Annotated in this window: 21 protein-coding genes; 7 read left to right on the plus strand and 14 right to left on the minus strand. The window is 37.6% G+C overall.

From position 1 onward, the window contains the following. Positions 1-87 precede the first annotated feature (87 nt). The 7 genes from rplS to Q360_RS0102965 form a co-directional block, all read right to left on the minus strand. Entirely contained in the window at positions 88-438 is a 351-nt protein-coding gene (gene rplS, locus Q360_RS0102940; RefSeq protein WP_027075760.1) for a 50S ribosomal protein L19, read from the minus strand. A 144-nt stretch (positions 439-582) separates the two neighbouring features. Beyond that, on the minus strand, positions 583-1,257 hold the full coding sequence (gene trmD / locus Q360_RS0102945; protein ID WP_027075761.1) for a tRNA (guanosine(37)-N1)-methyltransferase TrmD: 675 nt from the start codon (positions 1,255-1,257) through the stop codon (positions 583-585). Positions 1,258-1,320: 63 nt separating this feature from the next. Further along, on the minus strand, positions 1,321-1,425 hold the full coding sequence (locus tag Q360_RS27335; protein WP_394331933.1) for a hypothetical protein: 105 nt from the start codon (positions 1,423-1,425) through the stop codon (positions 1,321-1,323). Positions 1,426-1,553: 128 nt separating this feature from the next. After that, entirely contained in the window at positions 1,554-1,739 is a 186-nt protein-coding gene (locus tag Q360_RS25615) for a hypothetical protein (protein WP_156949987.1), read from the minus strand. A 16-nt stretch (positions 1,740-1,755) separates the two neighbouring features. Next, complete coding sequence (locus Q360_RS0102955; protein ID WP_027075762.1) at positions 1,756-2,376, minus strand: hypothetical protein; 621 nt, start codon at positions 2,374-2,376, stop codon at positions 1,756-1,758. A gap of 138 nt (positions 2,377-2,514) precedes the next feature. After that, positions 2,515-3,963 carry a glyceraldehyde-3-phosphate dehydrogenase gene (locus tag Q360_RS0102960; RefSeq protein ID WP_027075763.1) on the minus strand — a complete coding sequence of 483 codons (1,449 nt, stop codon included), beginning with the start codon at positions 3,961-3,963 and terminating at the stop codon, positions 2,515-2,517. Positions 3,964-4,076: 113 nt separating this feature from the next. Further along, a complete protein-coding gene (locus Q360_RS0102965) occupies positions 4,077-5,474 on the minus strand; it encodes a S1C family serine protease (RefSeq protein WP_027075764.1) in 1,398 nt (465 codons plus the stop codon). A 128-nt stretch (positions 5,475-5,602) separates the two neighbouring features. Between Q360_RS0102965 and dapF the strand changes: the two genes are divergently transcribed. The 4 genes from dapF to Q360_RS0102985 all read left to right on the plus strand — a co-directional run bounded on the left by dapF (position 5,603) and on the right by Q360_RS0102985 (position 8,713). Beyond that, positions 5,603-6,385, plus strand: a complete 783-nt coding sequence (gene dapF, locus Q360_RS0102970; protein WP_027075765.1) for a diaminopimelate epimerase — start codon at positions 5,603-5,605, stop codon at positions 6,383-6,385. Then, entirely contained in the window at positions 6,373-6,897 is a 525-nt protein-coding gene (locus tag Q360_RS0102975) for a GNAT family N-acetyltransferase (RefSeq protein ID WP_027075766.1), read from the plus strand. Before dapF ends, Q360_RS0102975 begins: the two co-directional genes overlap by 13 nt. After that, on the plus strand, positions 6,897-7,940 hold the full coding sequence (gene mltG / locus Q360_RS0102980) for an endolytic transglycosylase MltG (RefSeq protein ID WP_027075767.1): 1,044 nt from the start codon (positions 6,897-6,899) through the stop codon (positions 7,938-7,940). The genes Q360_RS0102975 and mltG overlap by 1 nt, the downstream gene beginning before the upstream one ends. A gap of 143 nt (positions 7,941-8,083) precedes the next feature. Further along, a complete protein-coding gene (locus Q360_RS0102985) occupies positions 8,084-8,713 on the plus strand; it encodes a hypothetical protein (RefSeq protein ID WP_027075768.1) in 630 nt (209 codons plus the stop codon). Positions 8,714-8,766: 53 nt separating this feature from the next. Here Q360_RS0102985 and Q360_RS0102990 read toward each other — a convergent pair whose 3' ends face one another. From Q360_RS0102990 to dnaA, 3 genes are read right to left on the minus strand one after another with little or no spacing between them, the layout of a single operon-like run. Further along, entirely contained in the window at positions 8,767-9,489 is a 723-nt protein-coding gene (locus tag Q360_RS0102990) for an SAM-dependent methyltransferase (RefSeq protein WP_027075769.1), read from the minus strand. A 10-nt stretch (positions 9,490-9,499) separates the two neighbouring features. Continuing rightward, positions 9,500-9,949, minus strand: a complete 450-nt coding sequence (locus Q360_RS0102995; RefSeq protein WP_027075770.1) for a low molecular weight protein-tyrosine-phosphatase — start codon at positions 9,947-9,949, stop codon at positions 9,500-9,502. 7 nt (positions 9,950-9,956) lie between these two features. Beyond that, complete coding sequence (dnaA, locus tag Q360_RS0103000) at positions 9,957-11,381, minus strand: chromosomal replication initiator protein DnaA (protein WP_027075771.1); 1,425 nt, start codon at positions 11,379-11,381, stop codon at positions 9,957-9,959. A 203-nt stretch (positions 11,382-11,584) separates the two neighbouring features. On the opposite strand from dnaA, the gene Q360_RS0103005 reads away from it, so the two are divergent. Beyond that, positions 11,585-11,980, plus strand: coding sequence for an acyl-CoA thioesterase (locus tag Q360_RS0103005; RefSeq protein WP_027075772.1), 396 nt, complete (start codon positions 11,585-11,587; stop codon positions 11,978-11,980). A gap of 42 nt (positions 11,981-12,022) precedes the next feature. On the opposite strand, the gene Q360_RS0103010 is transcribed toward Q360_RS0103005, so the two are convergent. From Q360_RS0103010 to ribD, 4 genes are read right to left on the minus strand one after another with little or no spacing between them, the layout of a single operon-like run. Then, positions 12,023-12,628 (minus strand): IMPACT family protein, encoded by a 606-nt coding sequence (locus Q360_RS0103010; RefSeq protein ID WP_027075773.1) that lies wholly within the window; start codon positions 12,626-12,628, stop codon positions 12,023-12,025. A 9-nt stretch (positions 12,629-12,637) separates the two neighbouring features. Further along, the gene (locus tag Q360_RS0103015; RefSeq protein WP_027075774.1) at positions 12,638-13,495 is read right to left on the minus strand and encodes an EamA family transporter; all 858 of its coding nucleotides are present in this window, start codon (positions 13,493-13,495) and stop codon (positions 12,638-12,640) included. After that, positions 13,496-14,098 carry an HAD family hydrolase gene (locus Q360_RS0103020; RefSeq protein WP_027075775.1) on the minus strand — a complete coding sequence of 201 codons (603 nt, stop codon included), beginning with the start codon at positions 14,096-14,098 and terminating at the stop codon, positions 13,496-13,498. Next, entirely contained in the window at positions 14,091-15,167 is a 1,077-nt protein-coding gene (gene ribD, locus Q360_RS0103025; RefSeq protein WP_316931491.1) for a bifunctional diaminohydroxyphosphoribosylaminopyrimidine deaminase/5-amino-6-(5-phosphoribosylamino)uracil reductase RibD, read from the minus strand. The genes Q360_RS0103020 and ribD overlap by 8 nt, the downstream gene beginning before the upstream one ends. A gap of 108 nt (positions 15,168-15,275) precedes the next feature. Here ribD and Q360_RS0103030 point away from each other — a divergent pair, with 108 nt between their 5' ends. After that, entirely contained in the window at positions 15,276-15,761 is a 486-nt protein-coding gene (locus tag Q360_RS0103030) for a GNAT family N-acetyltransferase (RefSeq protein ID WP_027075777.1), read from the plus strand. Further along, entirely contained in the window at positions 15,761-16,630 is an 870-nt protein-coding gene (gene prmC, locus Q360_RS0103035; RefSeq protein WP_316931492.1) for a peptide chain release factor N(5)-glutamine methyltransferase, read from the plus strand. The genes Q360_RS0103030 and prmC overlap by 1 nt, the downstream gene beginning before the upstream one ends. Positions 16,631-16,712 lie beyond the last annotated feature (82 nt).

Genomic DNA, 16,712 nt, shown 5'->3' on the forward strand with positions numbered 1-16,712 from the left:
TGGTTATGAACATAGGTTATAAACAAATGTTTATAAAAAAAGCACCAACTGTTAAGTTGGTGCTTTTTACTTAATGGAATTTGGCTTTTAAGACCTTACTTCCTTTATTCTTGCTTTCTTTCCTGTCAACTCTCTAAAGTAGTAGATACGAGCTCTACGTACTTTACCTTTTTTGTTGATTTCTATTTTTTGTAAAGCTGGCAGGTTCACTGGGAATATACGTTCCACACCTACCGTCCCAGACATTTTACGAATAGTAAATGTTTCTGTTGCTCCAGAACCTCTTCTTTGTATCACAACACCCTTAAAAAACTGAGTACGTGTTTTTTCACCTTCCTTAATTTCATAATACACAGTAATAGTGTCTCCTGCGGAAAATTTTGGGAATTCTTTTTTGGTTACAAATTCGTCCTGAACAAATTTAATTAATGATTCCATTTTATCTTTTAATATCGGAATTTAGATTAAAACAACGTTCACGATTATCGTCAGAGGTTAATTTAATAGGGTGCAAAAATAATTCTAAAATTAGAATCTACAAGTATTTTTTATATATTTTTCTTTTTTACTTTAAACGATGGACTATTCCAAGAGGTCTGGCCGTAATTTTTCTGTTCGTTCCTGGGCCTGATCCTCTCTCCAGGTCTCTATTTTCCCAAAATGACCGCTCAAAAGTATCTCGGGAACTTTCATACCCTTGTATTCTGCGGGTCTTGTGTAAACGGGTGGCGCTAATAATCCATCTTGAAAACTATCGGTGAGGGCAGAGGTTTCATTATTAAGTACGCCGGGTATCAATCTAATAATAGTATCACATAAAACTGCTGCTCCTAATTCTCCACCGGAAAGCACATAATCACCAATAGATATTTCTCTTGTAATAAAGGCATCCCGTACACGTTGGTCTACGCCCTTATAATGCCCGCAAAGTATGATTATATTTTTCAGTAAAGACAAGCTGTTTGAGGCTTGCTGGTTTAAGGTCTCGCCATCTGGGGTCATGTAGATGATTTCGTCATACTCCCGTTCCGATTTCAGCTTGGAGATACACTTGTCTATAGGTTCTATCATCATCACCATTCCGGCTCCACCACCAAATTGATAATCATCTACTTGGTTGTAGCTTTTGTCAGTATAGTCTCTAATATTATGAAAATGGACTTCTACCAAGCCTTTTTCAATGGCTCTTTTTAATATAGAGGCGTCAAACGGACTTTTTAATAGTTCTGGGAGTACAGTGATAATATCTATTCTCATAGTTGTTTTTAGCCTTGTTTATTTGGCCAGTCAAAAGTAATGAAAACAATGAACATCTTTTTCTCAACCTAATTTTTCATGTAAATAATGGGCTGGATTGTCAGTTGCCGTTTCCAAGCTCAGGCCTTTGTGCTTATTATTGCGACCGTATGCTTTGGCTGTCTCCAATAAACGCTTAGCGAGGCCTGCATTGCGGTATGTTTCAATTACGTATAAGTCGTTAAGTATAAGTGCGGCTTTAAGTGAGACGGATGAAAAGAAGGGTTACCGTTGGATAAATCTTACTGGGACCTGTTTTACATAAGCTGAAAAATAATAGCATCTTTTTTTACAAACCTATTTTTTATAAAATCAGATGCTGCCGTCTCGTTTGAAGTTTGTCTGTAAAAAACCCGATATGCATTAAAGAGCGGTGCAATATCATTGAGTTCGACTTCAGTAGCTTGTTTTATCGTCACCACAGGATATAAAAAAACTCCCAAAAAGGGAGTTTTAGTATTATTTAATTTTTTTCTGTTTGTTTCTTTCGTCTTGTAATTGTCTGCTAATTTTTTGCTCTCGCTCCAAAGCTCTTCGGCGGTGGTCTTCATATTCTAGCTCTAGCTCAAAGAGGTTTTGTTTCGCTTCTTGTGTAAGAATATTACTATTCCTAAACCTGTATATGAAAAGGCCTAAAAACAAAAAAAGTGCCCCGATAATTACCCATAAAATTACATTGTAGGTGCCTTTTGATACTGAGGTGCCAAGCAGTGACATGTTGTCTTTTTCCTCACTAACGGCGGTTAAAGTTATTGTTGTTTCCTCTAATTTTTTGTTTAACGATGTTATCGTAGTTTCATGTTCGGATATCGTAGACTTTAATTCTGATGTCTTTCTGAATATTGCGACTAAGGAGTCTAGTACATTTTTTCTAAGCTTATATAAGTTGGTTTCTTTTACTACCTCGTAGCGTACTCCATCCGCACGGTAATTACCTGATTTTTTAAAAACATAATCAAATTGATTGCTTATGGGGCCTTCGTCAAGTGATAGTTTATCTGCGGCTTCCGTTTCTTGGGCATAATTAAAAGTAACAGCAAGTAAGGCTGTCAAGAGACAAAGTGGTATAGGTATTTTCATTAGTATTGGCGTTAAAATTTGATTTAGATATAACTAAAGTAATTTATTAATATCAATTAGGGAAAAATAAGCAAAGCTTCCATTAGGTTTATACCTGTGTAAAAGCTTTAGTATTGAGATGTTTCTCGCTGTTGTTTTTTAATAATAAGTGTATCTCCTTACTTTAGAGATGTATTTTGCCAAGCGTATTACTTGATGGGAGTAGCCATATTCATTATCGTACCAAATATAAAGTATCAAATTTTCTCCATTGTCTGAGACAATGGTCGCTTTGCTATCGTAAATGGCAGGCGCAGAAGTACCCACAATATCTGATGATACCAACTCCTTACTTAACGAATACTGTATTTGTTCTACTAAATCCCCCTCAAGGGCATATTTTTTTAATATCGTATTTACGCCTTCTAAAGAAGTTTTATTTGTTAAGTCAAGATTAAGTATTGCCAATGATCCATTAGGTACAGGAACTCTAATAGCGTTAGAGCTTAATTTTCCTTTTAAGGAAGGTAATGCTTTGGCCACCGCCTCTCCCGCACCAGTTTCCGTAAGTACCATGTTTAAACCTGCAGCTCTACCTCTTCTGAATTTATCATGCATATTATCTACCAGATTTTGGTCATTCGTATAGGCATGTATCGTCTCTAAATGTCCTTTTTTGATTCCTAAAGAATCTTCTATCACTTTAAGTATTGGAGTAATTGCATTTGTGGTACATGACGCAGCAGAACATATTTTAGTGGTATTCGGATCATAATCCATATGGTTTACACCATGCACAATATTAGGTATTCCCTTGCCTGGGGCTGTCAACAATACCTTTGACACACCTTTGGCAATTAAATGCCTGGAGAGCGCGGTTTTATCTCTAAACGCGCCTGTATTGTCAATTATCAATGCCTCGGCTATACCGTAGGCGGTGTAATCTATTTCCTCAGGATTACTTGCATGAATAAGATGTACCGTGGTACCATTTATAATAAGTGCATTATTTTGAAAGTCGGCCCGCACAGTTCCTGAAAAAGTACCATGAACCGAATCTGTTCGCAATAGGCTGGCTCTTTTTTCTAAAACATCATCATCTGCTGCACCCCTAACAACAATGGCTCTGAGTCTTAGCTGATTACCCTTGCCTGTTTTGGACATGAGCTCTCTTGCTAACAAACGGCCAATCCTACCAAAACCGTAAAGGACTACGTCTTTTGATTTTATACCTGCCGTGTCTGATGCATCTTTCAATTTTTCAATAACAAACGCCTTAACATTGTTAAAGTGATTGTCGTCTGCATGATACTCATAAGTTAGTTTACCGATGTCTAATTTGGATGGAGGAAGCTTAATGTCGCTTATGGCTCTTAATAATTCAACAGAATCAAAGATAGAAATAGGTTTTTGAACAAATTCCCCCGCATACTCATGTAAGTGGATAATATCACTCACGTTCTTGTCTATAGCCTGATTTTTAAATAGGACGATTTCTATAGATTTGTCATACCAAAGATCACTGACAATTTTAATGAATTCGGTAGTGGCCTTTCTTCGGTCTGCTTGAAAAGCTAATTCTTTTTCGTAGGAAATATTAAGTGACATAGTTGGTTTTAGGTTGTTTTGCCTTATGCAAAACTACATATTTCAAGCGTTTTCGAAGCTTTATTTCATAAAAAAAGCACCTTGTTAAAGGGTGCTTTATGCGTCTGTTTTGTTTATTGAAAGATGAGTCGCTCTCGTTCTCCTTCCTCACTTATCATAGTAATAACTGTTTTTCCGTATCTTGAAATAGCACCAAAGGCTGTTTTTGCGTCATCTATATCCCTAATCTCTTTGTCATCGATTTGCAAAATAACCTTGCCCTTTAGGCCGTAACCTCTATATCTTTCTGGTACTCCAGTTATTTTAACACCCTTCTTAGTCTTAAAATTTTTCTTGTCGGAATCGGTAAGATTTGTAACTTCCAATCCCATTTCAGGAACGATTATGGTTTGTCTTTTTTTAAGAACTACGGCTATTTCTAGCATTTCATCTGCTCTTTCTATCACCATTTGTACGGTATCCTTAGGGCGTTTTGTAGAAAGATATCCGGTTAAATCAGGAAATTTATGTACATCAATATTATCTACTTTTTTTATGATATCCCCAATTTGTAGTTCTGCATCGTATGCCCCGGACTCTGCCTCTATAGTTTCAATGTAAACACCGTCTATATTATTAATACCACGTTCTACCGCATCTGGGGTATCAACTGGCGCTGGGCTTATCCCAATAAATCCCTTTTGAACATTTCCGTACTCCATAATATCGTCAACTACTTTTTTGGCAATGTTACTTGGTACAGCGAAGGAATAGCCTACATAAGAACCGGTCTGTGAGGAAATTGCAGTATTGATACCGATAAGGTCCCCATTTGTATTAACTAAAGCACCACCCGAGTTGCCCGGGTTTACCGCAGCATCTGTCTGTATAAAGGATTGGTTTGTTCTTGTGTCTAAACTTCTAGCTTTTGCACTAACAATACCTGCTGTTACGGTAGAGGTTAGATTAAAAGGATTACCCACAGCCAAAACCCATTCTCCAATTTTTGCATTATCAGAATCGCCAAAGGATAAATAAGGCAGTTTATCATCGGTTTCGATTTTTATCAATGCAATGTCCGAGTTTGGGTCCGCACCTATAAGTTTTGCTTCGTATGTTTTGTTGTTGTTAAGCGTTACCTGTAGTTGGGTGGCACGTGAAATAACGTGATTATTGGTTACAATATAACCGTCCTGAGAAATGATAACCCCCGATCCGGTACCTACCCGTGGTGTAACGGTTCCCTCAGAACCATAAAAGAAATCGAACATGGAAGTGGGTACTTTGCCTAAGGTGACATTTTTTACATGCACCACTGCGTTTACTGTAGTTTCAGCTGCATTTGTAAAATCTACTTCGTTTATACCAGCGCCTTTGGCAGATGTTGGGGTGTAACTAGTATTGGTTACTGAACCACTTTCCTTCTCATGTACAATGGCATAATTCGTTTTTTCAAAAAGGAGTTTATAAGCTCCCAAAGTAATTGCCCCAGCAAAAACCGAAACTAACAAAAGGCTTCCTATTTTTTTCATGTCCTATAAATTTGTTCTATTCAATGTAAAATTAGTTGATTTTATGTCTCATAATTAGCCTTTAACGACATTTTAACTGCCAAAAAACCCTTAATAAAATCTTATATTTGTGCTTAATTCCGCAGCTAATGAAAATTAACTTTTATAAGTATCAAGGTACAGGAAACGACTTTGTGATCATCGATAATCGTCAAGGAGTGTTCCCAGCAAAAGATACGCAATTGATAGCGTATTTATGTGATAGAAGATTTGGAGTTGGTGCTGATGGACTGATATTGCTAGAAACGGATGCGCAGTCAGATTTTAAGATGGTGTATTATAATTCGGACGGTAATGAAAGTACCATGTGTGGGAATGGAGGACGCTGCATTGTGTCCTTTGCTCATTTTTTAGGCATGATTGGAAACGAAACTAAATTTCGTGCTATTGACGGTTTGCATTATGCAACTATTAAAGGAGCTATCGTGTATCTTAAAATGCAGGATGTAGAAGAAATAAAATCCAAGCCCGATGCCGTGTTTATAAACACAGGTTCTCCCCATCATGTGCAAATGGTTTCTGAACTTTCCCGGTTTAATGTGGTAAAGGAAGGCGCTAAACTACGATATGGACTTTATGGAAAAAAGGGCAGTAACATTAACTTTGTAGAACAGGATGAAGGTGGTGCGTTTTTTGTGCGCACTTATGAAAGGGGTGTAGAGGATGAGACGCTATCCTGTGGCACAGGAGTTACTGCAGTTGCTCTCGCAATGCATTCGCAAGGAACAACCAAGAGGTTAAAAATAACGGTAAAGGTCTTGGGTGGCGCATTAGAAGTCACTTTTGTTCCCAAAGACAACGGTTATGAACAAATCTATTTAATCGGTGAGGCTAAACAGGTCTTTAAAGGGGAGGTGCAATGGAACTTTTAAAAGGTAAAAATCTATTTTTAAGAGCCTTGGAAAAGGAAGATTTGCAGTTTCTATACGACATAGAGAATAATACCCATGTTTGGGAGATAAGCGGTACGGTAACTCCTTACTCGAGAAGTGTGCTTGAATTTTATTTGGAGAATGCCCATAGGGATATATATGAAGTAAAACAGCTGCGTTTGGTTATTTGTAGTCCTGAGGGGATTACCTTAGGCTTGATTGATTTATTTGATTTTGACCCAAAACATAAGCGTGCCGGTGTTGGTATCGTTATAGTAAAGGAAGCTGACAGAAACAAGGGAATTGGGGCAGAGGCTTTGGAGCTACTTTCTAACTATGCCTTTACAATACTAGAACTAAAGCAGCTCTATGCTAATATTCTAGAGGAAAATAAAAGAGGAATCCATCTTTTCCAAAAATTAGGCTTTTTAAAAGTCGGAGTAAAAAAAGATTGGATTAGCAGTAATGGCCGGTATAAGAATGAAGTTTTATTTCAAAAAATCAATAACTAATGAATATCAAAAGAATTTTACTAACCTTGGTTTTGTTAGGCCTTTTAGTGGGTGGGATTTTTGCCTATATGGTTTACGGTGCTTTTTTTACACCGAATACGGCATTTAAGAATGCCGAAGTTTTTGTTTTTATCCGTACAGATACCACTTTTTCCGAGGTAAAGAGAAGCCTTGAACCCTTAATAAAGGACATAGATGCGTTTGAATCTGCCGCCAATAAAAAGGGCTACTCCCAAAATATTAAGGCGGGTAGGTATCGTATAGGGAAGGGGATGAACAATAATGAGATTATCAATAGCCTTAGAGTGGGGAATGTGCCGGTAAAAGTCGCTTTCAATAATCAGGAAACTTTGGCTGATCTTGCCGGTAGAATTTCAGTCCAAATCGAAGCGGACAGCACAAGCTTGCTTAATGCGTTTAATAATAAAGAGTTTCTATCCGAGCATCAGATAGATTTGGAAAATAGTTTGGCCTTATACGTTCCCAATAGTTATGAGTTCTTTTGGAATACCGATGCAGAGGCGTTTAGGTCTAGAATGTTAAAAGAATACAATCGTTTCTGGAGCGCTACGCGAAAAGAAAAGGCCAAAGCGCTAGGATTAAGCCCTAATGAGGTGGTAACCTTGGCGTCTATCGTGCATAAAGAAACCGCTAAGATAGATGAGCGCCCTAAAGTTGCAGGACTATATTTGAACCGTTTGAGGACGGGAATGCTACTTCAGGCAGATCCTACTGTGATTTACGCAATAAAGAGAGAGACGGGTAATTTTGATACTATTATTAAACGAGTGCTTTATAAAGATTTGGAATTAGCGTCCCCATACAATACATACAAAAATTCAGGATTACCTCCGGGGCCGATTACTATGCCTGATATTAGCGCAGTTGATGCGGTTTTAAGCCCAGAAAAGCATGACTACTTTTATATGGTTGCCAATGTAGAAAATTTTGGATACCACATGTTCGCTAAAAATTTGGCGCAGCACGGCAGAAATAAAGTACAGTATATTCGATGGATAAATGCCCAAAAAATAGTAAGATAGGCTAATGGTCCGAATTTCCATACATGTCAGTTATTCCTAAGCAGTTTTAACATAACATTGCCTAAACAAGTTACTTTACCGTCTAACTTTGCCATCGAAAATTTAAGCTAGCCCATTGCTGTAAGTCTTAAGAAATTTACCGTATGAAAAGATGGATAATGATTGTTTGTCCTCTTATTTTGATGTTTATTTTGTCTGGTTTTGGATTTAGTTCTTTTAAGGTAGCTGTTCCTGACTTACTTAAAGTAAAAAAACCGACTTCGGTTTTGTTTCCCAAAGGCAAAGCCACTATAATTGAAATTAAATTTATGCCTCCCTTTGCGGGAACAGATTTTACTGGTTTTAAAGAGGCCTTGGCCTTTAAAGAATCGAAAGGAGATTACTTTGCAGTAAATACCTTTGGATATTTAGGTAAATACCAGTTTGGCACGAGCACCTTAGAGCTAATGGGCGTTTATAGCGACCAGCAGTTTTTAGGGAACCCTGTTTTACAGGAGAAAGTATTCCAAATTAACATTGCTAGAAACAAATGGATTCTAAGACGAGATATCAAAAGGTTCGTTGGTAAACGAATTAGAGGTATTGAAATTACAGAATCAGGTATGTTAGCAGCTGCACATTTAGCCGGTGCAGGTAATGTTAAACGTTATTTGCGTTCTTTTGGTAAAAAGGATGTAATGGATGATTATGGCACCCATATAACCTGTTACATAAACGAATTTTCTGGATATGATATTTCCAGTGTTGAAGCGGTAAAAAACCCTAAAATATAAAGCTTACTATATCTATGAAAATGACAAGCCCTAGCACTTTGTGTTAAAGTTTTTTATGCTTGAATTATAAAAATAGCAGGGCGCTTATGCAGGTCTACATTTTCATTCTTCCATGCTGCTGCTTTCCGTGTACTTATGAATTCAGTACTTAAGGTCAGGTCACAAGCTACACATACATTTGTATTTCCGGACAGTGCTTTGTGTAGTTCCTCAAGAAGCTTGTTATTTCGATAAGGAGTTTCTATGAATATTTGTGATTGCTGCTCTTCCCTAGATTTTTTCTCTAGGCGCTTTATTTCTTTTCTTCGATCCATTGAGTCAATGGGTAAATAACCGTTAAATGCAAAATTCTGACCGTTTAGTCCGCTTGCCATTAAAGCTAGCACGATGGAGGAAGGGCCTACCAACGGGACTACCTGTATGTGTTTTTGATGCGCCAATTGAACTACTGCGGCACCTGGGTCTGCGATGCCTGGACAGCCTGCTTCAGACAAAATACCTATATCATGACCCGCAAGGCAGGGTTCCAGAAAACTAGGAATTTCGGTTGCTTCTGTAAATTTGTTTAGTGTAAATAAGTGTAGGGATGGCTGAGATTTTCTTGGACTCATTTTTTTGATAAAATGTCTCGCTGTTTTTTCGTTCTCCACCACATAATGGTCTATACTTTCTATAGCCTTTTTGATAGAAATAGGAAGTACTTCCAGTGGCGGGCTATCACCTAGGGTGGTTGGAATTAAATATAATTTTCCTTTCTTATTCATTTCTTTGCTCATAAGCTAGGTGTTAAAGTAGTTTTGCTTTGTGTTTACAGGCCGCCTCAATTATTTGGAACACCTTTTCAAATCCATCTTCTCCACCGTAATAGGGGTCTGGAACTTCGTGGTCACTTCTATCGGTTTCACTTAGCAATAAGCGTACTTTATTTTGTTGCGTTAGATTGCTAGCTAGGTTTATAATGGAGTTGTAATTTTCCTTATCCATAGCGTAAATGACATCAAATCTATCAAAATCCCTTGTATTGAATTTTCTACAGATTTGGTTGCTGATATCTATACCCTTACTTTTTGCAACGTCAATAGATCTAGGGTCAGGAGATTGGCCTATGTGGTAACCACCAGTTCCAGCGGAATCAACAAAGACATCTTCAGGATTAACTATGCATTTAAGAATACCTTCGGCTAATGGAGACCTACAGATATTTCCTAGGCATACCATTAACACTTTTGTCTTCATAGAGGTGTTATGATAATTTCTTTGTGAGGTCTTCGATGTACTTCCGGAACTGTTTATCGGTCTCAGCTAAGTTATCAACGGTTTTGCAGGCATGAAGTACGGTAGCATGATCTCGTTTGCCAATTTGTGAACCAATACTTGCCAACGAAGCCTTAGTGAATTTTTTTGCAAAGAACATAGCCAATTGTCTCGCCTGTACAATATGTCTTTTTCTTGTCTTGGACTGTAAGGTGGCCACATCCATCTCAAAGTAATCGGAAACTACTTTCTGTATGTAGTCGATAGATACTTCTCGTTTGGTATTCTTTACGAACTTCTCTACCACTTGCTGCGCAAGCTCTAGGGTCACTTCGCGTTTATTAAGCGTAGACTGTGCTATTAATGATATAATGGCACCTTCCAATTCCCTTATGTTTGTCTTGATGTGTTTAGCAACATACTCGATAATTTCTTTTGGCATTTCTACGCCGTCCCTGTAAAGTTTGTTGTTGAGTATGGATATACGAGTTTCATAATCCGGTGTTTGTAACTCTGCGGAAAGCCCCCATTTGAAACGGGATAACAAACGTTGTTCAATGTCCTGCATGTCTACAGGTGCTTTGTCAGAAGTTAGAATTACCTGTTTTCCATTTTGATGTAAGTGGTTAAAAATATGAAAAAAGACATCTTGAGTACCAGATTTACCTGATAGGAATTGTACGTCATCTATGATAAGCACATCTATTAACTGGTAGAAGTGAATAAAATCGTTACGTGTGTTTTTCTTAACAGATTCTATATACTGTTGCGTAAATTTTTCTGCAGAAATATAAAGAACGGTTCGCTCTGGATATTTATCCTTTATTTCGACACCAATAGCATGGGCCAAGTGTGTTTTTCCAAGACCAACCCCTCCAAAAATCAATAGGGGGTTAAATGATGTGCCTCCTGGTTTATTGGCAACAGCCATACCGGCAGAACGGGCTAATCTATTAGAATCGCCTTCAAGAAAATTATCAAAATTATAGTTGGGATTCAGCTGTGATTCTATCTTGATATTTCTAATCCCAGGGATGACAAAAGGATTTCGTAATTCCGGATTTTTTGATTTGATAGGAACGTCCATTTCTTGTGGTGCCATGTTTCCCCTGTTGGAACTAGGAATTTTTTCAGTAAACGGTTCTTTATTTCCATAGGTATTCTCCATACGGATAATATAAACCAGTTTTGCTGATTCTCCCAACTCTTTGGTAAGGGCAACTTTTAAAAGTCTAACGTAATGCTCTTCTAACCATTCGTAGAAAAATTTACTTGGAACTTGTATGCTTAAAGAATTTTCGGTGAGCTTAACGGGTTTGATAGGCTCAAACCAAGTCTTAAATGCCTGCGGTTGGATATTATCTTGGATAAATACCAAACAGTTTTTCCATACTGAATTTGCAGTAACATTCATAGTAAAAAAGCCCTCGTTTAATGGTTAGTAATAAAGATTAAACAACAAATAGTAACCTATTGTTTTATCATCATGCGGTCGACAAATATGTGAACAAATAAGCTAAAAAAAAAATCAATCTCTATTGAATTTAATCTTTTTTTTTCGCATGTTCGTTTGCGGGTTCGGGGATATTTTAAATATATACTTTTTTACTTTATAAAATGTGTGCAAACGAAATTACTTTTAGAGTTAGATACGGAGAAACAGATCAAATGGGTGTTGTCTATCATGGGAACTATGCCCAATATTTAGAAATGGGTAGAATATCGTGGTTGCGCTCTTTCGACCTCTCCTATAAGGAAATGGAAGAGAGCGGGGTTATATTGCCGGTCATAAGCTTACAGGTAAACTATAAAAAATCTGCACTGTTCGATGACGTGCTCACGCTGAAAACATATTTAAAAAAAACACCTTCCGTTAGGATAGAATTTGAATATACACTGATGAACCAAAATAATGAAATCTTGGCAGAAGCCAACACCGTTTTGGTGTTCATGGATGTTAATAAGAAAAGGCCTATAAAATGTCCCGATTATATTCTTAAAAAATTAAAATAAATAGATCGGTAATGTGATAGAAGAAGTTGATTCGTGCCAAAGCTATTTCGAAACAGTTATTTTATGGTATGCCGTTAGTTCTTTCTGAATCCTTTTTAGTTCTTTTCTACGGACCGCTATTATTATTTTACAATTCATATGGAGCTCCTGAGAAATTAGATTTAGTTGATTTTTCTTTATAAAACGCATTACGGTATCCATTTCTGCATACTCAAAGCTAACGGTTAGCTCTTCCTTGATTATTTTCTCTGTTATTCTTGAATTTTCTAAGGTTAATTGAGCTGTTCCCTTATACGCACTTATCAATCCCCCTACACCTAATTTGGTGCCACCAAAAATACGAACTACGGCAATGAGTATGTTGGTAACGTTAAAGGATTGTATTTGTCCATAAATAGGCATTCCAGCTGAATTGTTTGGTTCTCCATCGTCATTTGCCCGGTAAGAATAGTTTTCGACACCTAGTTGCCATGCATAGCAAACATGGTTAGCCGTTGGGTATGCTTTTCTTAATTCATCAATCAAAGGTTTTACCTCTGCATCATCGGTAATAGGAAATGCATATCCATAGAACTTACTTTTGCGTTCCTTTAAAAGAATATCGCTAACGGGTTTTGATATGGTTTTGTACGTGTCTGTTGGTTCCATGGTTAAAAATTATAGGACTAAAACAATACTTATAACTGCAAGACCAATACCGAACCAATTTTTTGTACTTAACTTCTCTTGAAATAGCACGATACCGAGAACGGTAGATAGTATTACAATACCCACATTGTTGGCCGTGAATAAAGAAGCAGTGCTCAGGCCATTGTAACCTAAGGCGAGCAAAAGAAAATAGATAGAGAAAAAATTAGGTATCCCTAGGGCTATTCCACCTAAAACATTTCTAGGATTAAGCTTTAGTGGTTGTTTAAAAGATGTAAACCCTACGAAAAGTAAACCCGCGCAACCAGCAAAAAAGAATAGTACTGCCGAGAACAATGCAAATTCAGTCTCGGGTACATGAGCTTCCTGAAAATATTTAATAGCTGAATCTATGATACCAGACCCCAAGAAAACTAAAAAGGGGAGGAGCAGCATTGATATCTTAAAATCACCTGAAGATTGTTTCATTGAAGAAAGATATACCGCTAAAATGGCAATGGCAATACCTAATAGTTTAATAGCATCTATTTGTTCATTGTAAAGCACAACACCTAAAATGGCCGGGAGCACAAAAGACATTTTAGTAGCTACGGAAGCCACGGAAACCCCTAGTTTTTGTGATGTGGCGGCCATTAGATTAAACACCAAAATAAAAAGTACCCCCAAGGCCATAGCGCCCCAAAACCAGCTTTTTTCAGGTAGACTGGTAATAGTAAGTTCGCCTTTGTAAAAGAAGAGGCCAACCAAACAGGCTACTACATAATTGGTAATAATGGCGTAGAGGGTTTGCACATGGTAGCGAACAAAAAGTTTAAAGACTACGAAAATGAAACTAGAGCAAAGAATGCTCAGTGCTAGGTATTGCATTTACAGCTTCGTTTTTAAGTCCGTAACATCCTCCGACCCAACGATAAGATGCCAGGTGTGCATACCAATAGATGCCGCTACATCCGTATTTTCCTTTGTATCGTCAACAAAATAGGTTTCGTTTGCTACTAAATCATTTTGGTTTAGCACAAAATCGAAAATTTCAGTACTGGGTTTTCGCATATGTATTTCGTGAGAAAGGTAAAATTGTTCAAAACACGCTTTAAATCGGTCCCATCGTTCCTTACCCATTGCTTCTTGCACATGATGTATATGAAGCTCATTTGTATTGCTTAATAGAAAAAGTCGGTAGTTATCCTCTAATTTTAAGTTTTCTAGAAAGCTGAGGCGCGATTCTGGAAAATCCTTTAGAATACAATTCCAGGCGATAGTTATTTCGGGCAGGCTTGCATTAGGAACCATACTATTCAATTGAGAAAGAAAATCTTCAGAGGTCATTTTTCCAACCTCATATATTTTTGCGAGGGTGTCCATCTCTGGAGTTAATTCTGGATAACCAAATAATGCAAGTTGTTTGTATATAGCAGGTTTATCTAAGTCGATAAAAATATCCCCAAAGTCAAATACGATGTTTTTAATCATGTTGTAAAATTATTAAGTCGTCTTGTTCTATTTTTTTTGATGTTACCTTAGTTCCATTTATACTAGGTGCCTTAATTCCTACTTTAAATAAGGATGGCCCTTTAAAAATTCGCGCTTCGTTCCACAGGTTTTTATCTATGAAGGATTGTAATGTCCTTGTTCCTCCTTCTATAAGAATACTCTGTATGTTTAGAAGGTATAATTGACTGCAGATGGCTTCGGCACTAGGTTGCAACTGATCTAATACTATATAATCTATACCGTTAACGAATTGAGAGGTGTCCTTTACGCTTGTAAATACGATTGTTTTCTGTTTTTTATCTAGTACTTGGTAGGTTGGGGGTACTTTAAGATTTTTGTCAATAACAACTCTGATGGGTGATTTACCGGACCACAAACGAACGTCTAGTTTGGGGTTGTCTTCCAAGACCGTTGTGGTACCTACCAAAATAGCTTGCTCCTCACTACGCCACTTATGAACTATTTGTCTCGATAATTTGCCAGTTATCCAATACGGTTCGGGCTCTGTATTTCGTAGCTTTTTTTCAGGAGCGATGAAACCATCTGCAGTTTCTGCCCATTTCAAGATAATATAAGGACGTTTATTATTGTGAAACGTTAAAAACCGCTTGTGGTGTTCCCTACACTCTTTTTCCAAGATGCCTATAAGCACATTACAACCCGCGTCTTTCAATTTCTGAATCCCTTTTCCGGCTACTTTTTCATGTGGGTCAAGAAGACCTACCACAACCCTTTGTATGTTATGTTCTGTAATCATATCGGCACAAGGAGGCGTCTTTCCAAAGTGTGAACAAGGTTCTAGGCTTACGTATAAAGTTGATTGTGGTAATACTTCTTTTCTCTTTACCGATGCAATAGCGTTAACCTCGGCATGGGCACCACCAAACGGACTCGTATAACCCTCTCCGATAATCAGATTATTGTGAACAATTACCGCGCCTACCATTGGGTTTGGTGCCGTTGTTCCTAGTCCATTTTTGGCCAGTTGTATACAGCGACGCATAAATTTTTCATCCAAAATACCTTGACTCATTTTTACATCGGTCACTGTTTGTATCTTTTTATTTTTCCTATGCCTTAGGGTTTACGATTTTACACATTTCACCTATCTTCACACCCCAAAAATAATACTTTAAAATCTATAAAAACGGATACTGTGGAAACTGCTGTAATAAGAGAAATCACGAAATCTGATAATGCCGATATCGCTCGTGTCATCAGAAAGGTGTTGGTAGAACTTGGTGTGCCAAAAGTAGGAACGGCCTATGCAGATACTGCCTTGGATTATATGTTCGAGAATTACGATGTGCCTAAAGCCACCTATTTTATAGTAGAACAGAATGGAGAGATTCTTGGATGTGCAGGAGTAGCTCTGTTGGAAAACTATGATGGCAACTGCTGCGAGCTGCAAAAAATGTATTTTCTAGAGGCTGCTAGAGGCAAGGGTATAGGAAGTCAAATGATAGCGACTTGCCTAGCTCAAGCAAAGGCGTTTGGTTTTGAACAGTGTTATCTAGAAACCATGCCCTATATGGCAGCTGCCCAAAAACTATATAAAAAATCTGGCTTCAACTATATTGACGCCCCTATGGGAAATACAGGACACTTTTCATGTCCCGTTTGGATGCTAAAAACACTCTAATGATGCTTTTAAAGGAGATTAAGATTGTTTTTCATACTGAACTAGATAGGCACTACGGCGCTCAAGAAGTTGCTAGTTTCTTTTACTTATTGATAGATTATTTCCTTGGATTAGAGAAATTCGTCTTGGCTCTTCAACCAGAGCTTGTGATAGGTAAGGAAAGCGAAGCACTTTTGTTTAATGCAATTACTCAATTAAAACAAGATATTCCCATTCAATATATTATCGGTGAGACGGGATTTATGGACCTGATATTTAAGGTATCTCCAAGTGTTCTTATTCCGAGACCGGAGACCGAAGATTTAGTACGATGGATAGTAGCCGACAATCAGGGGAAACCTAGTCAATATTTAAGTATTTTAGATATTGGAACAGGAAGCGGTTGCATTTCCATCAGTTTGGCTAAAGGCTTAGAGGGGTGTAAGATGAAGGCTATGGATATTTCTTCGGATGCCTTGGAGCTAGCAAAAGCCAACGCTGTATCTAATGGAGTGAAAATAGACTTTTTACAACATGATATTTTAAAAGGCGAACCAGAGCTAGAGGCTTCAGTATCCTTTGATATTATAGTGTCTAACCCGCCTTATGTGAGGGAGTTAGAAAAAAAAGAGATGCAGGCAAATGTGCTGAACCACGAACCTAAAATAGCACTTTTTATACCGGATGAAGACCCATTGCTTTTCTATAAAGCTATTGCCTCATTTGCAGCGCAGCACTTGGTAAAGAATGGCAGTCTCTATCTAGAAATAAATCAATATTTGGGAGCTGAAACGGTAGCGTTGCTTCAGTCTTATCCTTTTAAAGCAGTAGAATTGAGAAAAGATATTTTTGGAAACGATCGCATGATTAAGGCAGTTAGAAGTATTTAGTTGTAGTATGTAGCAGGAGTTGTATTGATTTTATTTTTGAGCTAGAAGTTGAGCATGATGCTTGAACTTTACCAAAGTAAAT

Source organism: Maribacter antarcticus DSM 21422 (assembly GCF_000621125.1).
GTDB classification, from domain to species: Bacteria; Bacteroidota; Bacteroidia; order Flavobacteriales; family Flavobacteriaceae; genus Maribacter; species Maribacter antarcticus.

What these genes read in the sequence shown, in the direction of transcription:
- Q360_RS0103015 (WP_027075774.1), bottom strand. Translation starts at nt 13,495, where the DNA reads ATGCAATACCTAGCACTGAGCATTCTTTGCTCTAGTTTCATTTTCGTA.
- dnaA (WP_027075771.1), bottom strand. Translation starts at nt 11,381, where the DNA reads ATGAATGTTACTGCAAATTCAGTATGGAAAAACTGTTTGGTATTTATC.
- trmD (WP_027075761.1), bottom strand. Translation starts at nt 1,257, where the DNA reads ATGAGAATAGATATTATCACTGTACTCCCAGAACTATTAAAAAGTCCG.
- mltG (WP_027075767.1), top strand. Translation starts at nt 6,897, where the DNA reads ATGAATATCAAAAGAATTTTACTAACCTTGGTTTTGTTAGGCCTTTTA.
- dapF (WP_027075765.1), top strand. Translation starts at nt 5,603, where the DNA reads ATGAAAATTAACTTTTATAAGTATCAAGGTACAGGAAACGACTTTGTG.
- Q360_RS0102990 (WP_027075769.1), bottom strand. Translation starts at nt 9,489, where the DNA reads ATGAGCAAAGAAATGAATAAGAAAGGAAAATTATATTTAATTCCAACC.
- Q360_RS0103020 (WP_027075775.1), bottom strand. Translation starts at nt 14,098, where the DNA reads ATGATTAAAAACATCGTATTTGACTTTGGGGATATTTTTATCGACTTA.
- Q360_RS0103010 (WP_027075773.1), bottom strand. Translation starts at nt 12,628, where the DNA reads ATGGAACCAACAGACACGTACAAAACCATATCAAAACCCGTTAGCGAT.
- Q360_RS0103005 (WP_027075772.1), top strand. Translation starts at nt 11,585, where the DNA reads ATGTGTGCAAACGAAATTACTTTTAGAGTTAGATACGGAGAAACAGAT.
- Q360_RS0102985 (WP_027075768.1), top strand. Translation starts at nt 8,084, where the DNA reads ATGAAAAGATGGATAATGATTGTTTGTCCTCTTATTTTGATGTTTATT.
- rplS (WP_027075760.1), bottom strand. Translation starts at nt 438, where the DNA reads ATGGAATCATTAATTAAATTTGTTCAGGACGAATTTGTAACCAAAAAA.
- prmC (WP_316931492.1), top strand. Translation starts at nt 15,761, where the DNA reads ATGATGCTTTTAAAGGAGATTAAGATTGTTTTTCATACTGAACTAGAT.
- Q360_RS0102955 (WP_027075762.1), bottom strand. Translation starts at nt 2,376, where the DNA reads ATGAAAATACCTATACCACTTTGTCTCTTGACAGCCTTACTTGCTGTT.
- Q360_RS0102960 (WP_027075763.1), bottom strand. Translation starts at nt 3,963, where the DNA reads ATGTCACTTAATATTTCCTACGAAAAAGAATTAGCTTTTCAAGCAGAC.
- Q360_RS0102975 (WP_027075766.1), top strand. Translation starts at nt 6,373, where the DNA reads ATGGAACTTTTAAAAGGTAAAAATCTATTTTTAAGAGCCTTGGAAAAG.
- Q360_RS0102995 (WP_027075770.1), bottom strand. Translation starts at nt 9,949, where the DNA reads ATGAAGACAAAAGTGTTAATGGTATGCCTAGGAAATATCTGTAGGTCT.
- Q360_RS0102965 (WP_027075764.1), bottom strand. Translation starts at nt 5,474, where the DNA reads ATGAAAAAAATAGGAAGCCTTTTGTTAGTTTCGGTTTTTGCTGGGGCA.